This window comes from Mycobacterium tuberculosis complex sp. N0072 (genome assembly GCF_030323725.1).
In the GTDB taxonomy this organism is placed as follows: domain Bacteria; phylum Actinomycetota; class Actinomycetes; order Mycobacteriales; family Mycobacteriaceae; genus Mycobacterium; species Mycobacterium tuberculosis.
The window spans coordinates 959,017-980,981 of sequence record NZ_CP040689.1 but is presented as its reverse complement, the minus strand read 5'-3'; the positions used below and the strand labels follow the sequence as shown (position 1 = coordinate 980,981).

The following is a 21,965-nucleotide window of genomic DNA, read 5'->3' as shown; positions in this document are numbered from 1 at the left end:
CCTATGATTCAGCCGGCTTCTCGATGATGTCGAGCACACCGTCGTCGTACGGCTCATAAATGGGTGTGCTGCCACCGGCCGGCGCAGTGGTGTCGGAATGGGCGCCACAGCCGTATTGCCTATCGACAACATGCCCGTCAGCGGACAGTTCGTTACCACATACCCCGAACATTGCGCCCAGCGACCCGGCCAGCGGCAGGAAGAAACCGCAGTCGCGGCAGACGCGTTTCGTCGACCGCGCCATAGCAGAGCCGGGACCATAGTCGCCGTCGTGCCACCGTTGGGCCGACTGGGCGCGACCCCAGGCGCTCATCACCCAGCGCCGACCCAACCCGATCTCTGCGGCGGTCTCGTCAACCTGCGCATCACCACTGGCGGTGTAACCCGGAACCAGCCGCGGATCATCCTTCGCCGGCGCCAGCAGATCTCCGGGGCTCAAGTCTCCCGGCCGCACCCGTTGCTCCCACGGCACCCAATCCGGCGCCAGCAGTGCGGTAGGCCCCGGGACCAGCACCACCTCGCTGATCGTGGCATGGTCCGCACCGGAATAGCTCGCCACCACGACGGCCCATTGCCATCCCTGGTAGCCAGGCAGATGCGCGATGAACCGGTGGGTGGCGGCGTTGCCATCCTCGTAGCTGACGCCCAGGTAGTCTCCCACCGCCTCCGGGCCGCTGAACTCCACAACGGCGGCCCTGGCTTGGTCGGCCGCACCCCTGAGCACCGCCGCTAACCCCTCGGGCCAGTCGGCCACAGTCGCCACGGCAGACTCCTCGGTGGGCCCGGTCACGCTGTCCCCTCTCTGTAACGCGCTTCCAATAATGCCGGAAGACACGGCCGGCAAGCCACACCCGGTTGGCTACGCCAGGAGTCCGGATAGGACAGAATTGATTTGTGTCCGGACGGCGAGGTGATCATCCGGGCCGGATGGCCCCAACCCCGGGCCGCCGGACCCGAAACGGATCGGTCAACGGGCACCCTGGCATGGCCAACTACCCTCCCGACGACGCCAACTATCGCCGATCGCGTCGACCTCCGCCGATGCCCAGTGCCAACCGCTATCTCCCGCCGCTGGGCGAGCAGCCCGAACCTGAACGCAGCCGCGTACCGCCACGGACTACAAGGGCGGGCGAGCGGATCACCGTCACCCGCGCCGCGGCCATGCGCAGCCGCGAAATGGGTTCTCGGATGTACTTGCTGGTGCACCGGGCCGCTACCGCAGACGGCGCCGACAAGTCTGGACTGACGGCATTGACCTGGCCGGTAATGGCGAACTTCGCGGTCGACTCGGCAATGGCGGTAGCACTGGCAAACACACTATTCTTTGCGGCCGCCAGCGGGGAGAGCAAGTCCAGGGTCGCCTTGTACCTGTTGATCACCATCGCGCCGTTCGCCGTGATCGCTCCACTCATCGGTCCGGCACTCGACCGGCTGCAGCATGGCCGTCGCGTCGCCTTGGCGCTGTCATTCGGACTTCGGACCGCGTTGGCGGTGGTGCTGATCATGAACTACGACGGCGCCACCGGCAGCTTCCCGTCATGGGTGCTCTATCCCTGTGCGCTGGCCATGATGGTGTTCTCGAAGTCGTTCAGCGTGCTGCGCAGCGCAGTGACACCGAGGGTGATGCCGCCAACCATCGACTTGGTCCGGGTCAACTCACGGCTGACCGTGTTCGGCCTGCTCGGCGGCACCATCGCTGGTGGCGCGATTGCGGCCGGAGTCGAATTCGTCTGCACCCACCTGTTCCAGCTGCCGGGCGCGTTGTTCGTCGTCGTCGCGATCACCATCGCTGGCGCTTCGCTGTCGATGCGCATTCCGCGCTGGGTCGAGGTGACCAGCGGTGAGGTCCCGGCCACATTGAGCTACCACCGGGATAGGGGCAGACTACGGCGACGCTGGCCGGAGGAAGTCAAGAACCTCGGCGGAACACTCCGACAACCGTTGGGCCGCAACATCATTACCTCCCTGTGGGGTAACTGCACCATCAAGGTGATGGTCGGCTTTCTGTTCTTGTATCCGGCGTTTGTCGCCAAGGCGCACGAAGCCAACGGGTGGGTGCAATTGGGCATGCTGGGCCTGATCGGCGCGGCGGCCGCGGTCGGCAACTTCGCCGGCAATTTCACCAGCGCACGCCTGCAGCTAGGCAGGCCAGCTGTGCTGGTGGTGCGCTGCACCGTGCTAGTTACCGTGTTAGCCATCGCGGCCGCGGTGGCCGGCAGCCTGGCAGCGACAGCGATTGCCACCCTGATCACGGCAGGGTCCAGTGCCATTGCTAAAGCCTCGCTGGACGCCTCGTTGCAGCACGACCTGCCCGAGGAGTCGCGGGCATCGGGGTTTGGGCGTTCCGAGTCGACTCTTCAGCTGGCCTGGGTGCTGGGCGGCGCGGTGGGCGTGTTGGTGTACACCGAGCTGTGGGTGGGCTTCACTGCGGTGAGCGCGCTGCTGATCCTGGGTCTGGCTCAGACCATCGTCAGCTTCCGCGGCGATTCGCTGATCCCTGGCCTGGGCGGTAATCGGCCCGTGATGGCCGAGCAAGAAACCACCCGTCGTGGTGCGGCGGTGGCGCCGCAGTGAAGCGCGGTGTCGCAACGCTGCCGGTGATCCTGGTGATTCTGCTCTCGGTGGCGGCCGGGGCCGGTGCATGGCTGCTAGTACGCGGACACGGTCCGCAGCAACCCGAGATCAGCGCTTACTCGCACGGGCACCTGACCCGCGTGGGGCCCTATTTGTACTGCAACGTGGTCGACCTCGACGACTGTCAGACCCCGCAGGCGCAGGGCGAATTGCCGGTAAGCGAACGCTATCCCGTGCAGCTCTCGGTACCCGAAGTCATTTCCCGGGCGCCGTGGCGTTTGCTGCAGGTATACCAGGACCCCGCCAACACCACCAGCACCTTGTTTCGGCCGGACACCCGGTTGGCGGTCACCATCCCCACTGTCGACCCGCAGCGCGGGCGGCTGACCGGGATTGTCGTGCAGTTGCTGACGTTGGTGGTCGACCACTCGGGTGAACTACGCGACGTTCCGCACGCGGAATGGTCGGTGCGCCTTATCTTTTGACGAGGCCGCGGCTCGACGGCCGACCGCGCTTAAGCGCGGTCGGCGCCAACGGTCCGAAGAGCCGCCGACACCCGGGGCACATCGGCGCATCATGGAACTGTGCGGATCGGAGTCGGGGTTTGCACCACGCCCGACGCGCGGCAGGCCGCGGTGGAGGCTGCGGGCCAGGCGCGCGACGAGCTGGCGGGTGAGGCGCCGTCGCTGGCGGTGTTGCTTGGATCGCGTGCACACACCGACCGGGCTGCCGACGTCCTGAGCGCGGTGCTGCAGATGATCGATCCGCCCGCGCTTGTCGGTTGCATCGCCCAGGCCATCGTCGCCGGCCGCCACGAGATCGAGGACGAGCCCGCGGTGGTGGTGTGGCTGGCGTCCGGCTTGGCCGCCGAGACATTCCAGCTGGACTTTGTCCGTACCGGCTCGGGTGCCCTGATCACCGGTTATCGGTTCGACCGCACCGCCCGGGATCTGCATCTGCTGCTGCCGGACCCGTACACATTCCCGTCGAACCTGCTCATCGAGCACCCCAACACCGACCTGCCGGGCACCGCCGTCGTGGGCGGCGTGGTGAGCGGCGGGCGCCGGCGGGGCGACACCCGGCTGTTCCGCGATCACGACGTGCTCACCTCCGGCGTCGTCGGCGTGCGCCTGCCCGGGATGCGCGGTGTCCCGGTCGTGTCGCAGGGTTGCCGGCCGATCGGCTACCCATACATCGTCACCGGCGCGGACGGCATACTGATCACCGAGCTCGGCGGCCGTCCGCCGTTGCAGCGACTGCGTGAGATCGTCGAGGGGCTGTCGCCCGACGAAAGGGCACTCGTCAGCCACGGCCTACAGATCGGGATCGTCGTCGACGAGCACCTGGCGGCTCCGGGTCAGGGCGATTTCGTGATCCGCGGGCTGCTCGGCGCCGACCCGTCGACCGGGTCGATCGAGATCGACGAGGTTGTCCAGGTCGGCGCCACCATGCAGTTCCAGGTCCGTGACGCGGCCGGGGCCGACAAGGACCTACGCCTGACCGTGGAGCGGGCCGCGGCGCGGCTGCCCGGACGCGCGGCTGGAGCGCTGTTGTTCACCTGCAACGGGCGGGGGCGGCGGATGTTCGGGGTCGCCGACCACGACGCGTCGACGATCGAGGAACTCCTAGGCGGAATTCCGCTTGCCGGCTTCTTCGCCGCCGGAGAGATCGGCCCGATCGCGGGCCGCAATGCCCTGCACGGATTCACCGCATCGATGGCGCTGTTTGTCGACGACATGGAATAGAACCTGCACCCAGACGCGATACGCGCCAGCGTGGTACCCGACGAGACTCGGGCGGTCCCCCGCGGACGTGACCGGCCACGCGGGCGCCCTAAAGTTTCGCTTCGCTCGATGGCGACACCGTCAAGAACCGCCGAGCCAGATTGGCCTCGGTGGATGGACCCGGTTCCCAGGACGCGATCCACGGTCCGGTGCCTTCGGACTGATCGAGTATCCCTTGCTCCAGCCAGGTGTAGCGGCCCTCCAGCACATCGTTTGCCAGCCGAACGTCGATGCTGTCGGTGTTGGACCACAACGCGTCGAACAGCGCCTCCACCCGCAACGTGGCCTGCTGGCAGAACGCCTCGGCCAGTTCGTATGCCTGCTCACCCTCGACCGGATCGGCCGTTCGCTGCGCCTCGGCGCGCACACACGCCGCGGAGATGGCGAATAGCTCGGCGCCGATATCCACGATGCGGCCGAGGAACCCTTGCTTTTTCTCCAGGCTGGCCTGCCAGCGCGCCATCCCGTAGAAGGTGTTGCGGGCCAATTTGCGTGACGAGCGTTCGACAAAACGCAGATGTGTCGCCAGGGCGCCGAACTCGCGGTACGTCGTGGGTAGTTGGCCTTCGCCGAAAACCAGCTTCGGCAACCACTTCGCGTAGAACCCGCTGGCGCCGGCCGCCGCCGCGGCCTTCTGCCGCAGATCGGCCTTAGGGTTCGCCAGATCACCCGCGGCAGTGAGGTGCGCGTCGACCGCTTCACGCGCGATGAGCAGCCGCATGATCTCACTGGACCCTTCGAAGATCCGGTTGATCCGCAGGTCCCGCACCATCTGCTCCACTGGTACCGCCCGCTCACCGCGCGCGGCGAGGGATTCGGCGGTCTCGTATCCGCGGCCACCGCGGATCTGTAGCAACTCATCGCCAACCAGGCAGGCCATCTCACTGGACCACAATTTAGCCAGCGCAGCCTCGATCCGGATGTCGTTGCGGCCTTCGTCGGCCATCTGACTGGACAGCTCGACCACCGCATCGAGCGCGTAATTGGTGGCGGCAATGAACGAGATCTTGCTGGCTACCGCTTCATGTTGGCCAACCGGCTTGCCCCATTGCACTCGCTCGACGGACCATTCCCGCGCTATCTTCAGCGCCTGTTTCGCAACTCCGGTTGCGATCGCCGGTAGGGACAGCCGTCCGGCGTTGAGTGTGGTCAGCGCGATCTTCAGACCGTCGCCTTCCCTGCCGATCAAGTTGTCTTTGGGCACCCTGACGCGATGAAGCCGGGTCACGCCGTTTTCGATGCCACGCAGTCCCATGAACTTGTTGCGCCGCTCCACGGTGATCCCGGGCGAATCAGCCTCGACGACAAAGGCGCTGATTCCCCCTCGGTGCCCTTCACTGCGCGGTACCCGCGCCATAACCACTAGCAGGTCCGCTACCACACCGTTGGTGGTCCACAACTTCACACCCTCAAGCTCGTAAGCCTGGCCGTCATCGATCGGCGTCGCCGTCGATGCCATGCGCGCCGGATCGGAGCCCACATCGGGTTCGGTTAGTAAAAAGGCCGATATCGCGCCGGCCGCACACCGCGGTAGGAACCGCCGCTTCTGTTCCGCAGTCCCGGCAAGCTTGAGCGGTTCAGGTACCCCGATCGACTGATGCGCCGACAACAACGCGCCAAGACTGGAATGAACCGTCGTGACCATCATCAGCACGCGGTTGTAGGCGACTTGCGACATGTTCAACCCGCCGTACTCGGACGGAATCTTCAAGCCGAAACAGCCCAGCTCGGCCAGGCCTTTCACGTACTCGTCGGGGATCTGGGCAGCACGCTCGATGACGCTGCCGTCCACGGTGTCGAGGAATTCCCGCAGTTTGACCAGAAACGCCTCGGTTCGGGCCTCCTCGGCGTCCGACGGCTTGGGAAATGGGTGTATGAGCCCTAAGGGAAAGCGGCCCAGAAAGAGTTCTTTGGCGAAGGACGGTTTATCCCAACCACTTTCGCGAGATTCCTCGGCAAGGGCCCGCGCTTGCTCCTCGGTGACCTGAGTTTGCTGTGCCATCGCCGCCTCCTCGCTGACGAATCACGAAGGTTGCCTACCACTACCTATCTGTCCGAATACTACGTGGCACCCACTGCGGACGGGCCGCTACCAAAGTCACGGTCACCGGTGCTCGCCGCCAACGACGGCTGCGACGCTGAGGCAGGGTCGGGGCCGCCGTTTTTCCATGTCAAGAAATAGAAACTGGAGACGCCGACCCGCGTTCGCGCTAACGTTAGTAACAGCCGATCGGTCAACGAAGACCCTGCGGGAGGACAGCGATGTCGTATGTATTGGCGACGCCGGAGATGGTGGCAGCGGCAGCAAACAATTTGGCGCAGATCGGCTCGACGTTGAGCGCGGCCAATGCCGCGGCGCTGGCCCCGACCACCGGAGTGCTGGCCGCGGGCGCCGACGAGGTGTCGGCAGCGGTGGCGTCGCTGTTTTCCGGGCACGCCCAGGCCTATCAGACACTCGGCACGCAGGCGGCCGCGTTTCATGAACGGTTTATCCAGGCCTTGAGCACGGCTGCGGGCGCATATGGTAGCGCCGAGGCCGCAAATGCCTCCCCGCTGCAGCAAGCGTTGAATGTGATCAACGCGCCCACGCAGACGCTGCTCGGGCGCCCCCTGATCGGCAACGGCACCAATGGTGCGCCGGGTACCGGGCAGGCCGGCGGGCCGGGTGGCTTGTTGTATGGCAACGGCGGCAATGGCGGGTCCGGCGGGGTCGGCCAAGCCGGCGGAGCCGGCGGCAGCGCCGGGTTGATCGGCATCGGCGGGACCGGGGGGGCCGGAGGGGCCGGCGCGGTCGGCGGCGTCGGCGGCAACGGGGGGTGGTTATACGGCAATGGCGGGGCCGGCGGGCTCGGGGGGACCGGGGTGGCCGGCGTCAATGGCGGTATGGGCGCAGCAGGAGGTGCCGGCGGCAACGCCTACCTGTTCGGTTCTGGCGGCGCGGGCGGGCAGGGCGGTATGGGGGCAGCCGGGGCAGACGGCGTCAACCCCACACCCACCGGCACCGCTGATGCCGGCAGTACCGGCACCGACCAGACGCTGGGCGGCAACGCCATAGGCGGTAACGGTGGCCCCGGCGATGCCGGCGACGCGATGACGTCCGGCGGCGCTGGCGGGTCTGGCGGGAACGCCGTCTCAACCGTCAACGGCGACGCCGTGGGCGGTGAGGGAGGCAAAGGGGGTGAGGGCGCCTATGGCGGCGCTGGCGGCGCCGGCGGCAGCGCCGCTTCCATCGGCAATGCAGCCATAGGAGGTAACGGCGGTGCCGGCGGGAACGCCCAGGCCCCCGGCGGTGTGGGGGGCGCCGGCGGCGAAGGCGGGGATGCCCAGGTGGGCACCAATTCTCCCAGCAACGCGGAAGCCGGTAACGGCGGCAGCGGCGGCAACGGCTTCGACAGCTTCGCTTCCGGCGGTACCGGCGGAGCGGGCGGAACCGGGGGCGCCGGTGGCCGCGGCGGGCTGCTGATCGGCGACGGCGGCGCCGGCGGCGCGGGCGGAGTCGGTGGTACCGGTGGTAGCGGTGCCCCCGGCGGCGGCGGCGGCGCCGGGGGCGACGGCGGTGCCGCCAACACCGACAGCGCCGGCAGTTCACGCAAGGCGTTCGGGGGCGATGGCGGTGTGGGCGGTGACGGCGCGAGCGCCCTCGGCACCGGTGGCGAAGGCGGTATCGGCGGCCAGGGCGGTAACGGGGGTGCTGGCGGGCTGCTCATCGGCAACGGCGGCGCCGGTGGTGTCGGCGGCACGGCCGGTGCCGGTGGTACTGGTGGTTCCGGTGGTGCTGGAGGTGCCGGAGGCGCCGGTGGTGGCGGCACCAACAGTGGTCCGGGCGCAGCGTTTGGCGGTAACGGCAACACCGGCGGCAACGGCGGCAACGGCGGCGCCCCCGGCGCCCTCGGCGGCAAGGGCGGGTCCGGCGGGCTGATTGGCCGCGCGGGCAGCGACGGTGGCGTTGGTGCCGGAGGAGCGGGCGGCGCGGGTGGCGCCGGCGGCACAGGCGGTGAGGGCGGCACGGGCGGCGACGGGAAAACCACCGACGGCAATCCCGGCATGGGCGGCAGCCCGGGCAGCGCCGGCCAACCCGGCCAACCCGGCTAACTGCTAGCCGGTCGTCGTCTCGTCAAACCGAGTGCGGCGGAATCGATCCGACCGTGACCCTGGAACGGCGCGGCGTTGCCAGCTCGGCGCAATTGGGCCAGCGCACCACCCGACCCCGTTAGGACTCGAACTCCCGCGCCACCGCCCGGACAACCTCGGCGACCCGGCGAGCAGTCTTGCGATCCGGGTAGCGCCCCTTACGCAGCTCCGGCTGCACGGTGCTTTCCAGCAACGTGATCATGTCCTCGACCATGCCGTGCAGCTCATCGGGGCTGTGCTTGTGCTCGGCCGCCGGCTCACGGCGCGGCCGGGAGAGGCTGGGCGGCGGTTCGATCAATCTGAGACTCAATGCCTGCGGTCCGCGCCGCCCGGAGGCGATGCCAAATTCCACCCGCTGCCCGGCTTTGAGTGCCTCGACACCCGTGGGCAACGCCGAGGAGCGGACGTAGACATCCTCGCCACCCTCCTGTGACAGGAAGCCGAACCCCTTGTCGGGGTCGTACCACTTCACCTTGCCGGTCGGCACTGGTCTCACCTGCTTGTCTGACGGATCGCTCGGATTGGCAACAGAAGACGCGTCCCGCCTGCGCGGGACGCGATGACGATCTGAAGATCCTACTCGGATCGTCGGCCGCCGAGCACCCCTGCTTACCCCTCACGCGGTAGGCTTGCGCTACCGCTGGAGGCGATATGCGACTAATCCTGAACGTTATCTGGTTGGTGTTCGGTGGCCTCTGGCTGGCCCTCGGGTACCTGCTGGCGTCGCTTGTCTGCTTCCTGCTCATCATCACCATTCCGTTTGGCTTCGCGGCGCTGCGCATCGCGTCGTACGCGTTGTGGCCGTTCGGCCGGACGATCGTCGAAAAGCCAACCGCCGGGACCGGGGCCTTGATCGGCAACGTCATCTGGGTGCTGCTGTTCGGGATCTGGCTGGCCCTCGGGCATTTGGTGAGTGCCGCGGCAATGGCAGTCACGATCATCGGCATTCCGCTAGCACTGGCCAACTTGAAACTGATCCCGGTGTCGCTGGTGCCGCTGGGCAAGGACATCGTCGGGGTCAACTCACAGGTGCCCACATGACACTGACCGCGCTGGGCATGCCGGCGCTGCGCAGCCGCACCAACGGCATTGCCGACCCGCGGGTCGTACCCACCACTGGCCCTTTGGTGGACACGTTCGGCCGGGTCGCCAACGATCTGCGGGTGTCGCTAACCGACCGCTGCAACCTGCGGTGCAGCTACTGCATGCCTGAGCGAGGGCTGAGGTGGCTGCCCGGCGAGCAACTGCTGCGGCCCGACGAACTGGCCAGGCTGATACACATCGCGGTAACTCGGCTCGGCGTCACCAGCGTGCGGTTCACCGGCGGCGAGCCGCTATTGGCCCACCACCTCGACGAGGTGGTCGCAGCGACAGCTAGGCTGCGGCCGCGCCCGGAGATCTCGCTGACCACCAACGGGGTGGGACTGGCGCGGCGGGCGGGCGCCCTGGCCGAAGCGGGCCTGGACCGGGTCAACGTCTCGCTGGATAGCATCGACCGCGCCCACTTCGCTGCTATCACCCGTCGGGACCGGCTTGCGCATGTGCTGGCCGGCTTGGCCGCCGCCAAGGCAGCCGGGTTGACACCCGTCAAGGTGAACGCCGTCCTCGACCCCACGACCGGCCGCGAGGATGTCGTCGACCTGCTGAGGTTCTGCCTAGAGCGCGGTTATCAATTGCGAGTCATCGAGCAGATGCCGCTGGACGCGGGGCATAGCTGGCGGCGGAACATCGCACTGAGCGCCGACGACGTGCTGGCGGCGCTGCGGCCCCACTTCCGGCTACGGCCCGACCCGGCACCGCGCGGTTCGGCCCCGGCCGAACTCTGGCTGGTCGACGCCGGACCGAACACGCCACGCGGACGGTTCGGTGTCATCGCCTCGGTGTCGCACGCCTTCTGTTCGACGTGCGACCGCACCCGGCTGACCGCCGATGGCCAGATCCGCAGCTGTCTGTTCTCCACCGAGGAGACCGACCTGCGCCGCCTACTGCGCGGCGGTGCTGACGACGACGCGATCGAGGCGGCATGGCGTGCCGCGATGTGGAGCAAACCCGCCGGCCACGGCATCAACGCCCCCGATTTCATTCAGCCCGACCGCCCGATGAGCGCGATCGGTGGCTAACCGGTGACGCAGGTGTCCGACGAATCCGCCGGAATTCAGGTGACTGTCCGCTACTTCGCGGCCGCCCGAGCGGCCGCTGGTGCCGGGTCGGAGAAAGTCACCCTGCGATCTGGCGCCACAGTCGCCGAGCTGATAGACGGCCTATCGGTCCGCGATGTTCGCCTCGCGACGGTGTTGAGTCGATGCTCCTACCTGCGCGACGGGATTGTCGTCCGAGATGACGCCGTCGCGTTATCCGCCGGCGACACGATTGACGTACTACCCCCTTTCGCCGGCGGCTAAGGCCATGTGACATTACCCACATAACGGAACGATAACGGGGCGGACACGCTCCGATTGCGAGGGCTTACTACCTGCGCAAATGCCTATATTTCTTGGCGTTCTTGCCGGCGATTGTGACGGAAACGCCGACTTTTCTTAAACGTGACGGAATCGCCTGAAACCGCTACCGTCTCGGGAGGCTCGTCAACCTAACCCAAAATGACGTGCCCTCCCTCGCCGATAGCACGCCGAACTCCATCCAGTGGGCGAGGGATTCCGACCGCGGATGGAGGCGGGGGACCCACCAGGTCCGCCGAGATCGGACCGGAGCCGCATACGGCTCCTTGGGGTGAAGCCAACGTCGTTCGCCGATGTACGACCGCGGCCGGGTGATCCTCTCCACGGCGAATCCAACCCGAACCCGACAGCTGACCTCGTAGGCGTGTACCGAGAGGAATTACCTAACGTATGAGTGGACGCCACCGTAAGCCCACCACATCCAACGTCAGCGTCGCCAAGATCGCCTTTACCGGCGCAGTACTCGGTGGCGGCGGCATCGCCATGGCCGCTCAGGCGACCGCGGCCACCGACGGGGAATGGGATCAGGTGGCCCGCTGCGAGTCGGGCGGCAACTGGTCGATCAACACCGGCAACGGTTACCTCGGTGGCTTGCAGTTCACTCAAAGCACCTGGGCCGCACATGGTGGCGGCGAGTTCGCCCCGTCGGCTCAGCTGGCCAGCCGGGAGCAGCAGATTGCCGTCGGTGAGCGGGTGCTGGCCACCCAGGGTCGCGGCGCCTGGCCGGTGTGCGGCCGCGGGTTATCGAACGCAACACCCCGCGAAGTGCTTCCCGCTTCGGCAGCGATGGACGCTCCGTTGGACGCGGCCGCGGTCAACGGCGAACCAGCACCGCTGGCCCCGCCGCCCGCCGACCCGGCGCCACCCGTGGAACTTGCCGCTAACGACCTGCCCGCACCGCTGGGTGAACCCCTCCCGGCAGCTCCCGCCGACCCGGCACCACCCGCCGACCTGGCACCACCCGCGCCCGCCGACGTCGCGCCACCCGTGGAACTTGCCGTAAACGACCTGCCCGCACCGCTGGGTGAACCCCTCCCGGCAGCTCCCGCCGACCCGGCACCACCCGCCGACCTGGCACCACCCGCGCCCGCCGACCTGGCGCCACCCGCGCCCGCCGACCTGGCGCCACCCGCGCCCGCCGACCTGGCACCACCCGTGGAACTTGCCGTAAACGACCTGCCCGCGCCGCTGGGTGAACCCCTCCCGGCAGCTCCCGCCGAACTGGCGCCACCCGCCGATCTGGCACCCGCGTCCGCCGACCTGGCGCCACCCGCGCCCGCCGACCTGGCGCCACCCGCGCCCGCCGAACTGGCGCCACCCGCGCCCGCCGACCTGGCACCACCCGCTGCGGTGAACGAGCAAACCGCGCCGGGCGATCAGCCCGCCACAGCTCCAGGCGGCCCGGTTGGCCTTGCCACCGATTTGGAACTCCCCGAGCCCGACCCCCAACCAGCTGACGCACCGCCGCCCGGCGACGTCACCGAGGCGCCCGCCGAAACGCCCCAAGTCTCGAACATCGCCTATACGAAGAAGCTGTGGCAGGCGATTCGGGCCCAGGACGTCTGCGGCAACGATGCGCTGGACTCGCTCGCACAGCCGTACGTCATCGGCTGACGGGCTGAGGCCGGACTTTAAACCGAACCCACCCATTCGTCGGTACCGTCCTCGAAGAACTGGTGCTTCCACACGGGAAGCCGCGCCTTGATGGTCTCCACCAGGTGCGCACAGGTGCCAAACGCCGCCCGCCGGTGATCGGCGGCAACCGCCGCCACCAGGGCGGCCTCCCCGACCTGCAAGACGCCGATCCGGTGGCTGGCCGCCACCGCACGCACGCCACTGGACTCTTCAGCTACCTCCGCCACCAAATCCGCAAGGACCTGTGCGGCCGACGGGTGCGCGGAGTACTCCAGCCGCAACACCCCCCGTCCACCGTCACGGTCGCGGATCATTCCGACGAACCCGACAATGGCGCCAGCCGACCGATGGCTCACCAGCTCCTCGTGCTCGGCCAGAAAGATCGGTTGATCTGTCAGCGCGGCGCGCAGGACCTGCGTCATCGCGGGTGATCTCCACCGGCGATCTGCTCGAGAGCATGGTCCAGCACATCGGCGAGCACCCCGAGGCCGTCACGTACACCTCCAGGCGATCCCGGCAGATTGATGATCAGGGTCCGCCCAGCCACGCCGCACACCCCGCGCGACAGCACCGATGTCGGCACCTTGGGCAGGCCGGAGCGGCGGATCGCGTCGGCCAGCCCGGGAATGACGTAGTCCAGCACGGCGACCGTGTGTTCGGGCGTGGTATCGGTGGGCGAGATACCGGTGCCGCCGGAAGTGATGATCACGTCGACTCCGGCGTTGACCGCGTCGTGTAGCGCCTCGCCGACTGGGTTCCCGTCGGCAACCACCTGCGGCTGGACGGACGAAAACCCATGCTGTTCAAGCCATCCAGCGATAATCGGCCCGCAATCATCGGTATACACACCGGCCGCCGCGCGGCTCGACACAACGACAATTCGAGCGGACCGGGTGCTCATCGCCTCGTCCAGGTCCCGCGACGACCGCCTTCTTTGTGGAGCACCCGGATGTCATCGATAAGCGCGCCCGGATCGACCGCCTTGATCATGTCGTAGAGCGTGAGGGCGGCCACGCTGACAGCGGTCAGCGCTTCCATCTCGACGCCCGTTCGGTCGGTACTGCGTACCGTCGCTGTGATCTCGATATCCAACTGGCCGACGGTGAAATCGACGTCGACTCCGGTAAGCGCGAGTTGATGGCACAGCGGGATCAGGTCGCTGGTGCGCTTGGCCGCCATAATGCCCGCCACCCGCGCGGTGGCCAGCGCATCCCCTTTGGGCAGCCCGCCAGTCGAGATCAGCGCCACCACCTGCGCCGAGGTACGTAAGATGCCCGCGGCAACGGCTGTTCGCTTCGTGGTTGCCTTCTCGGTGATATCGACCATGTGCGCTGCCCCCCGCTCATCCTGGTGCGACAGCTCGCCCGAGCGGTAGTCGGATGCCCCAGAAGCCCTGGCCATCCTGGCGGCTTACCGATTGATGACGGTCACCGGGTGGATGTAGGGCAGGTCGTCGGACGGTACCGGGAACGTCAATTCACCGAAGGGTGATAGCGCACCCGTGCGGTCGGTCACGAGTTCGCTCACCGCATGGTCGTCTGGATCGGTGGTCGGCCAACCATGGTCCACGTACCTGGTCTTGCGTGCCTTACCTTCAGCAATGTCAGCCACGAAACCATTCTGACAGGTCTTGCACCCGCCCACGCCACAAGGCTGGTCCGGCCTACGCTGATCAGCAATGACCGAACACACCCCGGATATCCCGCTGGGGTCCTGGCTGGCCGCCTTGCCCGATGAACGGCTGACCCAGCTGTTGGAGCTGCGGCCCGACCTTGCCCAGCCACCACCCGGCAGCATCGCCGCGCTGGCCGCCCGTGCCCAGGCCCGCCAGTCGGTCAAGGCGGCCACCGACGAGCTCGACTTCCTGCGGCTGGCGGTGTTCGACGCACTGCTGGTGCTGCAGGCAGATACCGCACCGGTGCCGATCGTCCGGCTGCTGGCAGTGATCGGCGACCGCGCCGCCCAAGCCGACGTGCTTGGCGCGCTGGCTGACCTTAAACAACGTGCCCTGGCCTGGGGCGAGACCGCAGTCCGGGTGGCGACAGACGCAGGTACGGCGTTGCCGTGGCATCCCGGCCAGGTCACCCTCGAGGGAAGTTCGCGTTCCGGGGATCAGCTCGCCGACCTGATCGCCGGCCTCGACCCCGCGCAGCGTGACGTTCTGGACAAATTGCTCCAAGGGTCACCCGTGGGGCGCACTCGCGACGCCGCACCCGGCGCGCCATCTGATCGACCCGTGCCGCGGTTGCTGGCGATGGGCTTGCTGCGACGAATCGATGCCGAAACGGTGATCTTGCCCCGCCACGTCGGGCAGGTGCTGCGCGGCGAACAACCCGGTCCGATGGAGTTGACCGCGCCGGACCCGGTAGTTTCCACCACCACACCCGACGACGCCGACGCTGCGGCGGCCGGAGCCGTCATCGACCTACTGCGTGAAGTCGACGTACTGCTCGAAAACCTCGGCGCCACACCGGTTGCCGAACTACGCAGCGGCGGACTGGGGGTTCGTGAATTCAAGCGGCTGGCCAAGGCAACGGGAATCGACGAGCCGCGGCTGGGCCTAATCCTCGAGATTGCGGCCGCGGCTGGACTGATCGCCAGCGGCATGCCCGATCCCGAACCGCCCCACAGTGACGGACCTTTTTGGGCGCCAACGGTGGCCGCCGATCGATTCGCCACGATGTCACCCGCCGAGCGTTGGCACTTGCTGGCCAGCGCCTGGCTTGACCTTCCGGGCCGGCCGGCGTTAATCGGTACCCGCGGACCCGACGCCAAACCCTATGGCGCCCTGTCGGATTCGCTGTTCTCCACGGCGGCCCCACTGGATCGCCGGCTATTGCTAGGCATGCTCGCCGAGCTGCCCGCCGGCGCCGGCGTCGATGCGTCCCGGGCGTCGGCGACACTGATCTGGCGCCGCCCACGTTGGGCCAGGCGATTGCAACCTGCGCCTATCGCGGATCTGCTGACAGAGGGCCATGCGCTGGGTCTGGTGGGGCGCGGGGCGATCAGCACGCCTGCTCGCGCACTGTTGGACGAGGCCTTAGAGCCAGCTACTGCCCCTGCCGCCGCGGTCGGCGTGATGGCTCGGGCGCTGCCCAAGCCCATCGATCACTTCCTGGTGCAGGCCGACCTGACCGTCGTGGTGCCAGGGCCGCTGCAGCGCGAACTGGCCGACGACCTGACCACCGTCGCCACCGTGGAATCGGCCGGCACGGCGATGGTGTACCGCGTCAGCGAGCAGTCGATCCGGCATGCCCTCGATGTCGGCAAGTCCCGCGACTGGTTGCAGGAATTCTTCGCAAATCGTTCTAAAACTCCTGTACCACAAGGGCTTACATATCTCATCGACGATGTCGCGCGCCGGCACGGCCAGCTTCGGATCGGCATGGCCGCATCGTTCGTGCGGTGCGAGGACCCAACGCTACTGGCCCAGGTCGTGGCGGCGCCCGAAGCCGACGGGCTGGCACTGCGGGCCCTGGCCCCAACGGTGGCGGTGTCCCCCGCTCCGATATCCGAAGTCCTCGTCACGTTGCGCGGCGCGGGCTTTGCCCCGGCCGCCGAAGATTCCACCGGAGCCGTTGTCGACGTGCGAACCCGCGGCGCCCGGGTGCCCACACCGCAACGGCGCCGGCCATACCGACCGCCGCCGAGACCCAATAGCGAGGCGTTGAAAGCCGTGGTTGCCGTGCTGCGTGAGGTGACCGCAGCGCCGTTCGCTAATGTCCGCGTCGACCCGGCGGTCACCATGTCGCTGTTGCAGCGCGCGGCCAAGGACCAGGCCACCTTGGTGATCAGCTACCTCGATGCCGCCGGCGTTGCCACTCAGCGGGTGGTCGCACCGATCACGCTACGGGGCGGCCAGCTGGTGGCGTTCGACTCGTCATCCGGGCGACTGCGTGACTTCGCCATCCACCGCATCACGTCGGTGGTGTCGGCCCACGACCGATAATGGAGCCCATGACCCCCGCGCCGGCGACGATGCAGAGCGCAGCGATGAGGAGGAGCGGCGCCATTGACTACCGCCGGCGACGATGCAGAGCGCAGCGATGAGGAGGAGCGGCGCCATTGACTACCGCCGGCGACGATGCAGAGCGCAGCGATGAGGAGGAGCGGCGCCATTGACTACTGCCGGCGACGATGCAGAGCGCAGCGATGAGGAGGAGCGGCGCCATTGACTGACGGACCATTGATAGTGCAGTCCGATAAGACGGTGCTGTTGGAAGTCGACCATGAACTGGCCGGCGCTGCACGCGCCGCCATCGCGCCGTTCGCCGAGCTGGAACGTGCACCCGAACATGTCCACACCTACCGCATCACACCGCTGGCACTGTGGAATGCTCGCGCCGCCGGCCATGATGCCGAGCAAGTCGTCGACGCGCTGGTCAGTTACTCCCGCTACGCGGTGCCGCAACCCTTGCTCGTCGACATCGTCGACACCATGGCCCGCTACGGACGACTGCAGTTGGTCAAGAACCCGGCCCATGGCCTGACGCTGGTGAGCCTGGACCGCGCGGTGCTTGAGGAAGTGCTGCGCAACAAGAAGATCGCGCCGATGCTTGGCGCCCGCATCGATGACGACACCGTCGTCGTCCACCCCAGCGAACGCGGCCGGGTCAAGCAGCTGCTGCTCAAGATCGGTTGGCCCGCAGAGGATCTCGCCGGCTACGTCGATGGTGAAGCGCACCCGATCAGCCTGCACCAGGAGGGCTGGCAGCTGCGCGATTACCAGCGGCTGGCCGCGGACTCGTTCTGGGCGGGCGGCTCCGGGGTGGTGGTGCTGCCATGTGGGGCCGGCAAGACGCTGGTCGGTGCGGCCGCAATGGCCAAAGCCGGCGCGACGACGTTGATCCTGGTCACCAATATCGTCGCGGCCCGGCAATGGAAACGAGAGCTGGTCGCGCGCACCTCGCTCACCGAGAATGAGATCGGCGAATTCTCGGGAGAACGCAAGGAAATCCGACCTGTCACCATCTCGACATACCAGATGATCACCCGCCGCACTAAGGGCGAGTACCGCCATCTGGAACTGTTCGACAGCCGCGACTGGGGGCTCATCATCTATGACGAGGTGCACCTGTTGCCGGCACCGGTCTTCCGGATGACCGCTGACCTGCAGTCCAAACGGCGGCTGGGGCTGACCGCCACGTTGATCCGTGAAGACGGACGCGAGGGCGACGTGTTTTCCCTTATCGGACCAAAGCGCTATGACGCGCCGTGGAAGGACATTGAGGCGCAGGGCTGGATCGCGCCAGCTGAGTGCGTGGAAGTCCGGGTCACGATGACCGACAGCGAGCGGATGATGTACGCCACCGCCGAACCCGAAGAACGCTACCGGATCTGCTCGACGGTGCACACCAAAATTGCTGTGGTCAAGTCGATTCTGGCGAAGCACCCGGATGAGCAGACCCTGGTCATCGGAGCGTACTTGGATCAGCTCGACGAGCTGGGCGCCGAGCTCGGCGCTCCGGTGATTCAGGGGTCGACAAGGACCAGCGAACGCGAGGCACTGTTCGACGCCTTCCGCCGCGGCGAGGTCGCTACGCTCGTGGTGTCCAAGGTGGCTAACTTCTCCATCGACTTGCCGGAAGCCGCCGTGGCGGTACAGGTTTCGGGAACATTCGGCTCACGCCAGGAAGAGGCGCAACGGCTCGGCCGGATATTGCGACCCAAGGCCGACGGGGGCGGTGCCATCTTCTACTCGGTGGTGGCCCGCGACAGCCTGGATGCCGAGTACGCCGCACACCGGCAGCGGTTTTTAGCTGAGCAGGGCTACGGTTACATCATCCGCGACGCCGACGACCTGCTGGGCCCGGCAATTTAGGTTGCGCGAGCAGACGTAAAAGCCCCCGACACGCCGAGCGTGCGGGGGCTTTTACGTCTGCTCGCGCTCAGCTTAGCAGCGACTCCGGCGGCAGGAAGCGGTCGCCGTAGGCGGCCGCCAGCTCGCGGGCCCGGGCCACGAAAGCCGCCTTACCGGTACCGGCCGGGCCGGAGTAGCCGACGATGAACTGGGCACTGCCACCTGTCCACGGCGGGAAGCCGATGCCCATGATCGAGCCGATGTTGGCGTCGGCCGTCGACGTCAGCACCCCCTCGTCGAGGCACTTCTGGGTTTCCAGCGCCTCGGCGAACAGCATGCGGTCGATCATGTCCTGCAGCGGCGGCTGCGACGAGCCCGACTTGAACGTCTCGCGCAAGCCGGGCCACAACCCGGATCGCTTGCCGTCGGCGTACTCGTAGAAGCCCGCGCCCTTCAGCCGGCCGGACCGGCCGAGCTCGATCATCTTCTCCACCACGGCCTCCGCCGGATGCGGCTGGTACGTGCCGCCGGCGTCCTCAACACCCTTACGGGTGGCGACGGCGATCTTGTGCATCAGCTCCAAGTTGAGCTCGTCGGACAGCTGCAGCGGCGGCGCCGGATACCCGGCCTGCGACCCCGCCTGCTCGATAGAAGCCGGCTCGACACCCTCACCGAGCATCGCCAGCGCCTCGTTGACGAACGTGCCGATGACCCGCGAGGTGAAAAAGCCGCGGCTGTCGTTGACCACGATCGGGGTCTTGCCGATGGCCAAGGTGTAGTCGAACACCCGGGCCAGGGCCTCGTCAGAAGTCTTCTCGCCCTTGATGATCTCCACCAGCGGCATCTTGTCGACCGGCGAGAAGAAGTGGATCCCGATAAAGTCTTCCTGCCGCTTGACGCCGGTCGCCAGACCGGTGATCGGCAGCGTCGAGGTGTTGGATCCCAGGATCGCGTTGGGCTCGACGATGTCTTCGATCTCGCCGAACACCTTGTGCTTGAGCTCCTGGTTTTCAAAAACCGCCTCGATCACGAAATCAACGCCCTTGAAATCGGCGGCGTCGGCGGTCGGGGTGATGCGCGCCAGCAGGGCGTCGCTGCGCTCCTGTGTGGTGCGGCCCCGCTCCAGCGCCTTGGCCTCCAGCTTTTCGGAGTAGCCCTTGCCTTTAGCGGCGGCCTCAAGGCTGACATCTTTGAGTACCACCTCATAGCCGGCCTTGGCAGAGACGTAGGCGATGCCGGCGCCCATCATGCCCGCACCCAGCACACCGATCCTCTTGATCGGGGTCTTGCCGATGCCTTCGGGCCGAGACCCGCCGGCATTGATGGCCTGCAGGTCGAAGAAGAACGCCTGCATCATGTTCTTGGCGACCTGGCCGGTGACCAACGACGCGAAGTAGCGGCTCTCGATGCGGCTGGCGGTGTCGAAGTCGACCTGTGCCCCCTCGACCGCGGCGGCCAGGATGGCCCGCGGCGCCGGCATCGGGGCACCCTTGAGCTGCTTGCGCAGGTTCGACGGGAACGACGGCAAAATCGCCGCCAGACCCGGCGACGACGGGGTGCCGCCGGGCATCTTGTAGCCCTTCTTGTCCCACGGCTGCACCCCGGCACCGTCGGGGTTGGCCTTGAGCTCCTCCTTTATCCAAGCCTTGGCGGCGGGCACCAGCTCCTCGACCGTTGCCACCAGCTCGTCGACCAGACCGATCTCCTTGGCCTTGGCCGGCTTGAACCGGGTACCTTGCGCCAGCACGCTCACGAACGCGTTCTGGATGCCGAACATCCGTACCGTGCGGGTCACCCCACCGCCACCCGGCAGCAGACCCAGCGTCACCTCCGGCAGACCGAGCTGGCTGCCCTTGACGTCGGCGGCGATCCGGTGATGACACGCCAGCGCGATCTCCAGGCCGCCGCCCAACGCCGCCCCGTTGATGGCCGCGACGACCGGCTTACCCAATGTCTCCAAGGTGCGCAGCTGCCGCTTGATGGTCTCGACGGTGTTGAATACATCGCCGGCGTCCTCGGGCCTGGCCTGGATCATCGTCTTGACGTCGCCGCCGGCGAAGAAGGTTTTCTTCGCGCTGGCGACTACCACTCCGGTGATCGAATCCTTTTCGGCGACAAGGCGATCGACGGCCTTGCCCATCGACTCGATGTAGGCCTCGTTCATCACGTTGGTTGACCCGGAGGGATCGTCCATGGTCAGCGTGACGATGCCGTCGGCATCCTTGTCCCACTGGATTGTGTTGTCTGGCATGCTGTTAAACCCTCTCGATGATCGTCGCGACACCCATGCCGCCCCCGATGCACAGCGTGATGAGTGCACGTCGGGCGTTGCGGCGCTCCAGTTCGTCGACCATGGTGCCCAGGATCATCGCGCCGGTGGCACCCAGCGGGTGGCCCATCGCGATGGCGCCACCGTTGACGTTGAGCTTCTCGTCGGGAATGTTGAGGTCCTTCTGGAACTTCAGCACCACCGACGCGAACGCCTCGTTGAGCTCGAACAGGTCGATGTCGTCGACGGTCAGCCCGGCGCGGTCGAGCACCTTGCGGGTGGCCGGGGTGGGGCCGGTGAGCATGATCACCGGGTCGGCGCCGCTGGTGGCGGTGGCGACGATGCGCGCCCGCGGAGTCAGGCCCTGCAACTTGCCGGCGGCCGCGGAACCGATCATCACCAGCGCGGCACCGTCGACGATCCCCGAGCTGTTGCCGCCGGTGTGTACGTGGTTGATCTTTTCCACCCAGTGGTACTTCTGCAGCGCCACGTCGTCGAAACCGCCCAGCGCGGCCAGGCCTTCGAAGGCCGGCTTCAGCTTGGCCAGACCCTCCTTGGTGGTGTCCGGCCGCATGTGTTCGTCATGATCGAGGATCAGCAGGCCGTTCTGGTCGCGCACCGGCACCACCGACTTGGCGAAGTAGCCGCCCGACCACGCCTCGGCGGCCTTTTGCTGGCTGCGTAGCGCGTAGGCGTCGACGTCTTCGCGGGAGAAGCCCTCGATGGTGGCGATCAGGTCGGCGCCGATGCCCTGCGGGACGAACATGACGTCGTAGTTGGTCGCCGGGTCCAGGCCCATAGCGCCGCCGTCGGAGCCCATCGGCACCCGGCTCATCGACTCCACGCCGCCGGCCAGCACCAGGTCATCCCAGCCCGAACGCACCTTCTGCGCGGCGGTGTTGACGGCCTCCAGGCCGGACGCGCAGAACCGGTTGAGCTGCACACCGCCGGAGGTGACCGGCATGCCCGATGCCAGCACTGCGGCGCGGGCGATGTCGCCGCCCTGGTCGCCCACCGGTGAGACGCAGCCCAAGATGACGTCGCTGATCAGGTTCTCGTCGAGGTCGGGATGGCGCTTGCGCAGCTCGTCGATCAGGCCGACGACCAGGCTCAATGGCTTGACTTCGTGCAACGATCCGTTCTTTTGTTTGCCGCGCGGGGTGCGGATGGCCTCGTAGATGAAGGCTTCTTCGGACATGTCGATTTCCTGTTCCACAAATTCCACAAAAGGGGGTTTGGATCCTTCTTCAAGACTAGGTCCCGTACCGGCACCCTAACAGGGCCCCCGGCCAACCTGTTGGTTGGGCAAGGTA

The 21,965-nt window shown here is 67.3% G+C and carries 19 protein-coding genes, 1 pseudogene and 1 riboswitch; of the genes and pseudogenes, 11 read left to right on the top strand and 9 right to left on the bottom strand.

The window, feature by feature from the left end; genetic code table 11:
- Nucleotide 1 precedes the first annotated feature (1 nt).
- Nucleotides 2-790, bottom strand: a complete 789-nt coding sequence (locus FF952_RS04650) for a DUF3027 domain-containing protein (protein ID WP_003404596.1) — start codon at nucleotides 788-790, stop codon at nucleotides 2-4.
- 137 nt (nucleotides 791-927) lie between these two features.
- Here FF952_RS04650 and FF952_RS04645 point away from each other — a divergent pair, with 137 nt between their 5' ends.
- From FF952_RS04645 to FF952_RS04635, 3 genes are all read left to right on the top strand, one after another.
- Nucleotides 928-2,574 carry an MFS transporter gene (locus FF952_RS04645; protein WP_003900225.1) on the top strand — a complete coding sequence of 549 codons (1,647 nt, stop codon included), beginning with the start codon at nucleotides 928-930 and terminating at the stop codon, nucleotides 2,572-2,574.
- Nucleotides 2,571-3,059: a DUF2771 domain-containing protein gene (locus FF952_RS04640; RefSeq protein WP_003404591.1), complete on the top strand. Its 489-nt coding sequence runs from the start codon at nucleotides 2,571-2,573 to the stop codon at nucleotides 3,057-3,059. Before FF952_RS04645 ends, FF952_RS04640 begins: the two co-directional genes overlap by 4 nt.
- A gap of 99 nt (nucleotides 3,060-3,158) precedes the next feature.
- Nucleotides 3,159-4,319, top strand: a complete 1,161-nt coding sequence (locus tag FF952_RS04635) for an FIST signal transduction protein (protein WP_003404586.1) — start codon at nucleotides 3,159-3,161, stop codon at nucleotides 4,317-4,319.
- Between the two features lie 88 nt (nucleotides 4,320-4,407).
- On the opposite strand, the gene FF952_RS04630 is transcribed toward FF952_RS04635, so the two are convergent.
- Nucleotides 4,408-6,360, bottom strand: a complete 1,953-nt coding sequence (locus FF952_RS04630; protein WP_003898626.1) for an acyl-CoA dehydrogenase family protein — start codon at nucleotides 6,358-6,360, stop codon at nucleotides 4,408-4,410.
- A 260-nt stretch (nucleotides 6,361-6,620) separates the two neighbouring features.
- On the opposite strand from FF952_RS04630, the gene FF952_RS04625 reads away from it, so the two are divergent.
- Nucleotides 6,621-8,450, top strand: coding sequence for a PE family protein (locus FF952_RS04625; RefSeq protein WP_009938284.1), 1,830 nt, complete (start codon nucleotides 6,621-6,623; stop codon nucleotides 8,448-8,450).
- A 118-nt stretch (nucleotides 8,451-8,568) separates the two neighbouring features.
- On the opposite strand, the gene FF952_RS04620 is transcribed toward FF952_RS04625, so the two are convergent.
- Nucleotides 8,569-8,976 (bottom strand): cold-shock protein, encoded by a 408-nt coding sequence (locus tag FF952_RS04620; protein WP_003404570.1) that lies wholly within the window; start codon nucleotides 8,974-8,976, stop codon nucleotides 8,569-8,571.
- Nucleotides 8,977-9,140: 164 nt separating this feature from the next.
- Between FF952_RS04620 and FF952_RS04615 the strand changes: the two genes are divergently transcribed.
- The 4 genes from FF952_RS04615 to rpfA all read left to right on the top strand — a co-directional run bounded on the left by FF952_RS04615 (nucleotide 9,141) and on the right by rpfA (nucleotide 12,562).
- Nucleotides 9,141-9,530: a YccF domain-containing protein gene (locus FF952_RS04615; protein ID WP_003404566.1), complete on the top strand. Its 390-nt coding sequence runs from the start codon at nucleotides 9,141-9,143 to the stop codon at nucleotides 9,528-9,530.
- On the top strand, nucleotides 9,527-10,609 hold the full coding sequence (gene moaA, locus FF952_RS04610; RefSeq protein WP_003404564.1) for a GTP 3',8-cyclase MoaA: 1,083 nt from the start codon (nucleotides 9,527-9,529) through the stop codon (nucleotides 10,607-10,609). The genes FF952_RS04615 and moaA overlap by 4 nt, the downstream gene beginning before the upstream one ends.
- A gap of 3 nt (nucleotides 10,610-10,612) precedes the next feature.
- The gene (gene moaD2 / locus FF952_RS04605) at nucleotides 10,613-10,891 is read left to right on the top strand and encodes a molybdopterin synthase subunit MoaD2 (protein ID WP_003404559.1); all 279 of its coding nucleotides are present in this window, start codon (nucleotides 10,613-10,615) and stop codon (nucleotides 10,889-10,891) included.
- A gap of 215 nt (nucleotides 10,892-11,106) precedes the next feature.
- A riboswitch (cyclic di-AMP (ydaO/yuaA leader) is annotated at nucleotides 11,107-11,329 on the top strand.
- A gap of 9 nt (nucleotides 11,330-11,338) precedes the next feature.
- The gene (gene rpfA / locus FF952_RS04600; RefSeq protein WP_003900223.1) at nucleotides 11,339-12,562 is read left to right on the top strand and encodes a resuscitation-promoting factor RpfA; all 1,224 of its coding nucleotides are present in this window, start codon (nucleotides 11,339-11,341) and stop codon (nucleotides 12,560-12,562) included.
- Nucleotides 12,563-12,579: 17 nt separating this feature from the next.
- On the opposite strand, the gene moaE2 is transcribed toward rpfA, so the two are convergent.
- From moaE2 to FF952_RS04580, 4 genes are read right to left on the bottom strand one after another with little or no spacing between them, the layout of a single operon-like run.
- Complete coding sequence (gene moaE2, locus FF952_RS04595; RefSeq protein WP_003404552.1) at nucleotides 12,580-13,005, bottom strand: molybdopterin synthase subunit MoaE2; 426 nt, start codon at nucleotides 13,003-13,005, stop codon at nucleotides 12,580-12,582.
- On the bottom strand, nucleotides 13,002-13,484 hold the full coding sequence (locus FF952_RS04590; RefSeq protein WP_003404549.1) for a MogA/MoaB family molybdenum cofactor biosynthesis protein: 483 nt from the start codon (nucleotides 13,482-13,484) through the stop codon (nucleotides 13,002-13,004). Before FF952_RS04590 ends, moaE2 begins: the two co-directional genes overlap by 4 nt.
- Nucleotides 13,481-13,984 carry a cyclic pyranopterin monophosphate synthase MoaC gene (gene moaC / locus FF952_RS04585; RefSeq protein WP_003404544.1) on the bottom strand — a complete coding sequence of 168 codons (504 nt, stop codon included), beginning with the start codon at nucleotides 13,982-13,984 and terminating at the stop codon, nucleotides 13,481-13,483. The genes FF952_RS04590 and moaC overlap by 4 nt, the downstream gene beginning before the upstream one ends.
- 9 nt (nucleotides 13,985-13,993) lie before the next feature.
- Nucleotides 13,994-14,194, bottom strand: a complete 201-nt coding sequence (locus FF952_RS04580; protein WP_003911329.1) for a hypothetical protein — start codon at nucleotides 14,192-14,194, stop codon at nucleotides 13,994-13,996.
- Between the two features lie 67 nt (nucleotides 14,195-14,261).
- On the opposite strand from FF952_RS04580, the gene FF952_RS04575 reads away from it, so the two are divergent.
- From FF952_RS04575 to FF952_RS04570, 3 genes and pseudogenes are all read left to right on the top strand, one after another.
- Nucleotides 14,262-16,532, top strand: coding sequence for a helicase-associated domain-containing protein (locus tag FF952_RS04575; protein WP_003404512.1), 2,271 nt, complete (start codon nucleotides 14,262-14,264; stop codon nucleotides 16,530-16,532).
- Nucleotides 16,533-16,540: 8 nt separating this feature from the next.
- Nucleotides 16,541-16,635 (top strand): annotated as a pseudogene (locus FF952_RS20905) (sirohydrochlorin chelatase); the annotation flags it as partial.
- Between the two features lie 119 nt (nucleotides 16,636-16,754).
- Nucleotides 16,755-18,404 (top strand): DNA repair helicase XPB, encoded by a 1,650-nt coding sequence (locus FF952_RS04570; protein WP_003913615.1) that lies wholly within the window; start codon nucleotides 16,755-16,757, stop codon nucleotides 18,402-18,404.
- Between the two features lie 67 nt (nucleotides 18,405-18,471).
- Here FF952_RS04570 and fadB read toward each other — a convergent pair whose 3' ends face one another.
- A complete protein-coding gene (gene fadB, locus FF952_RS04565; protein WP_003404426.1) occupies nucleotides 18,472-20,634 on the bottom strand; it encodes a fatty oxidation protein FadB in 2,163 nt (720 codons plus the stop codon).
- Nucleotides 20,635-20,638: 4 nt separating this feature from the next.
- Nucleotides 20,639-21,850: an acetyl-CoA C-acetyltransferase gene (locus FF952_RS04560; protein WP_003404423.1), complete on the bottom strand. Its 1,212-nt coding sequence runs from the start codon at nucleotides 21,848-21,850 to the stop codon at nucleotides 20,639-20,641.
- Nucleotides 21,851-21,965 lie beyond the last annotated feature (115 nt).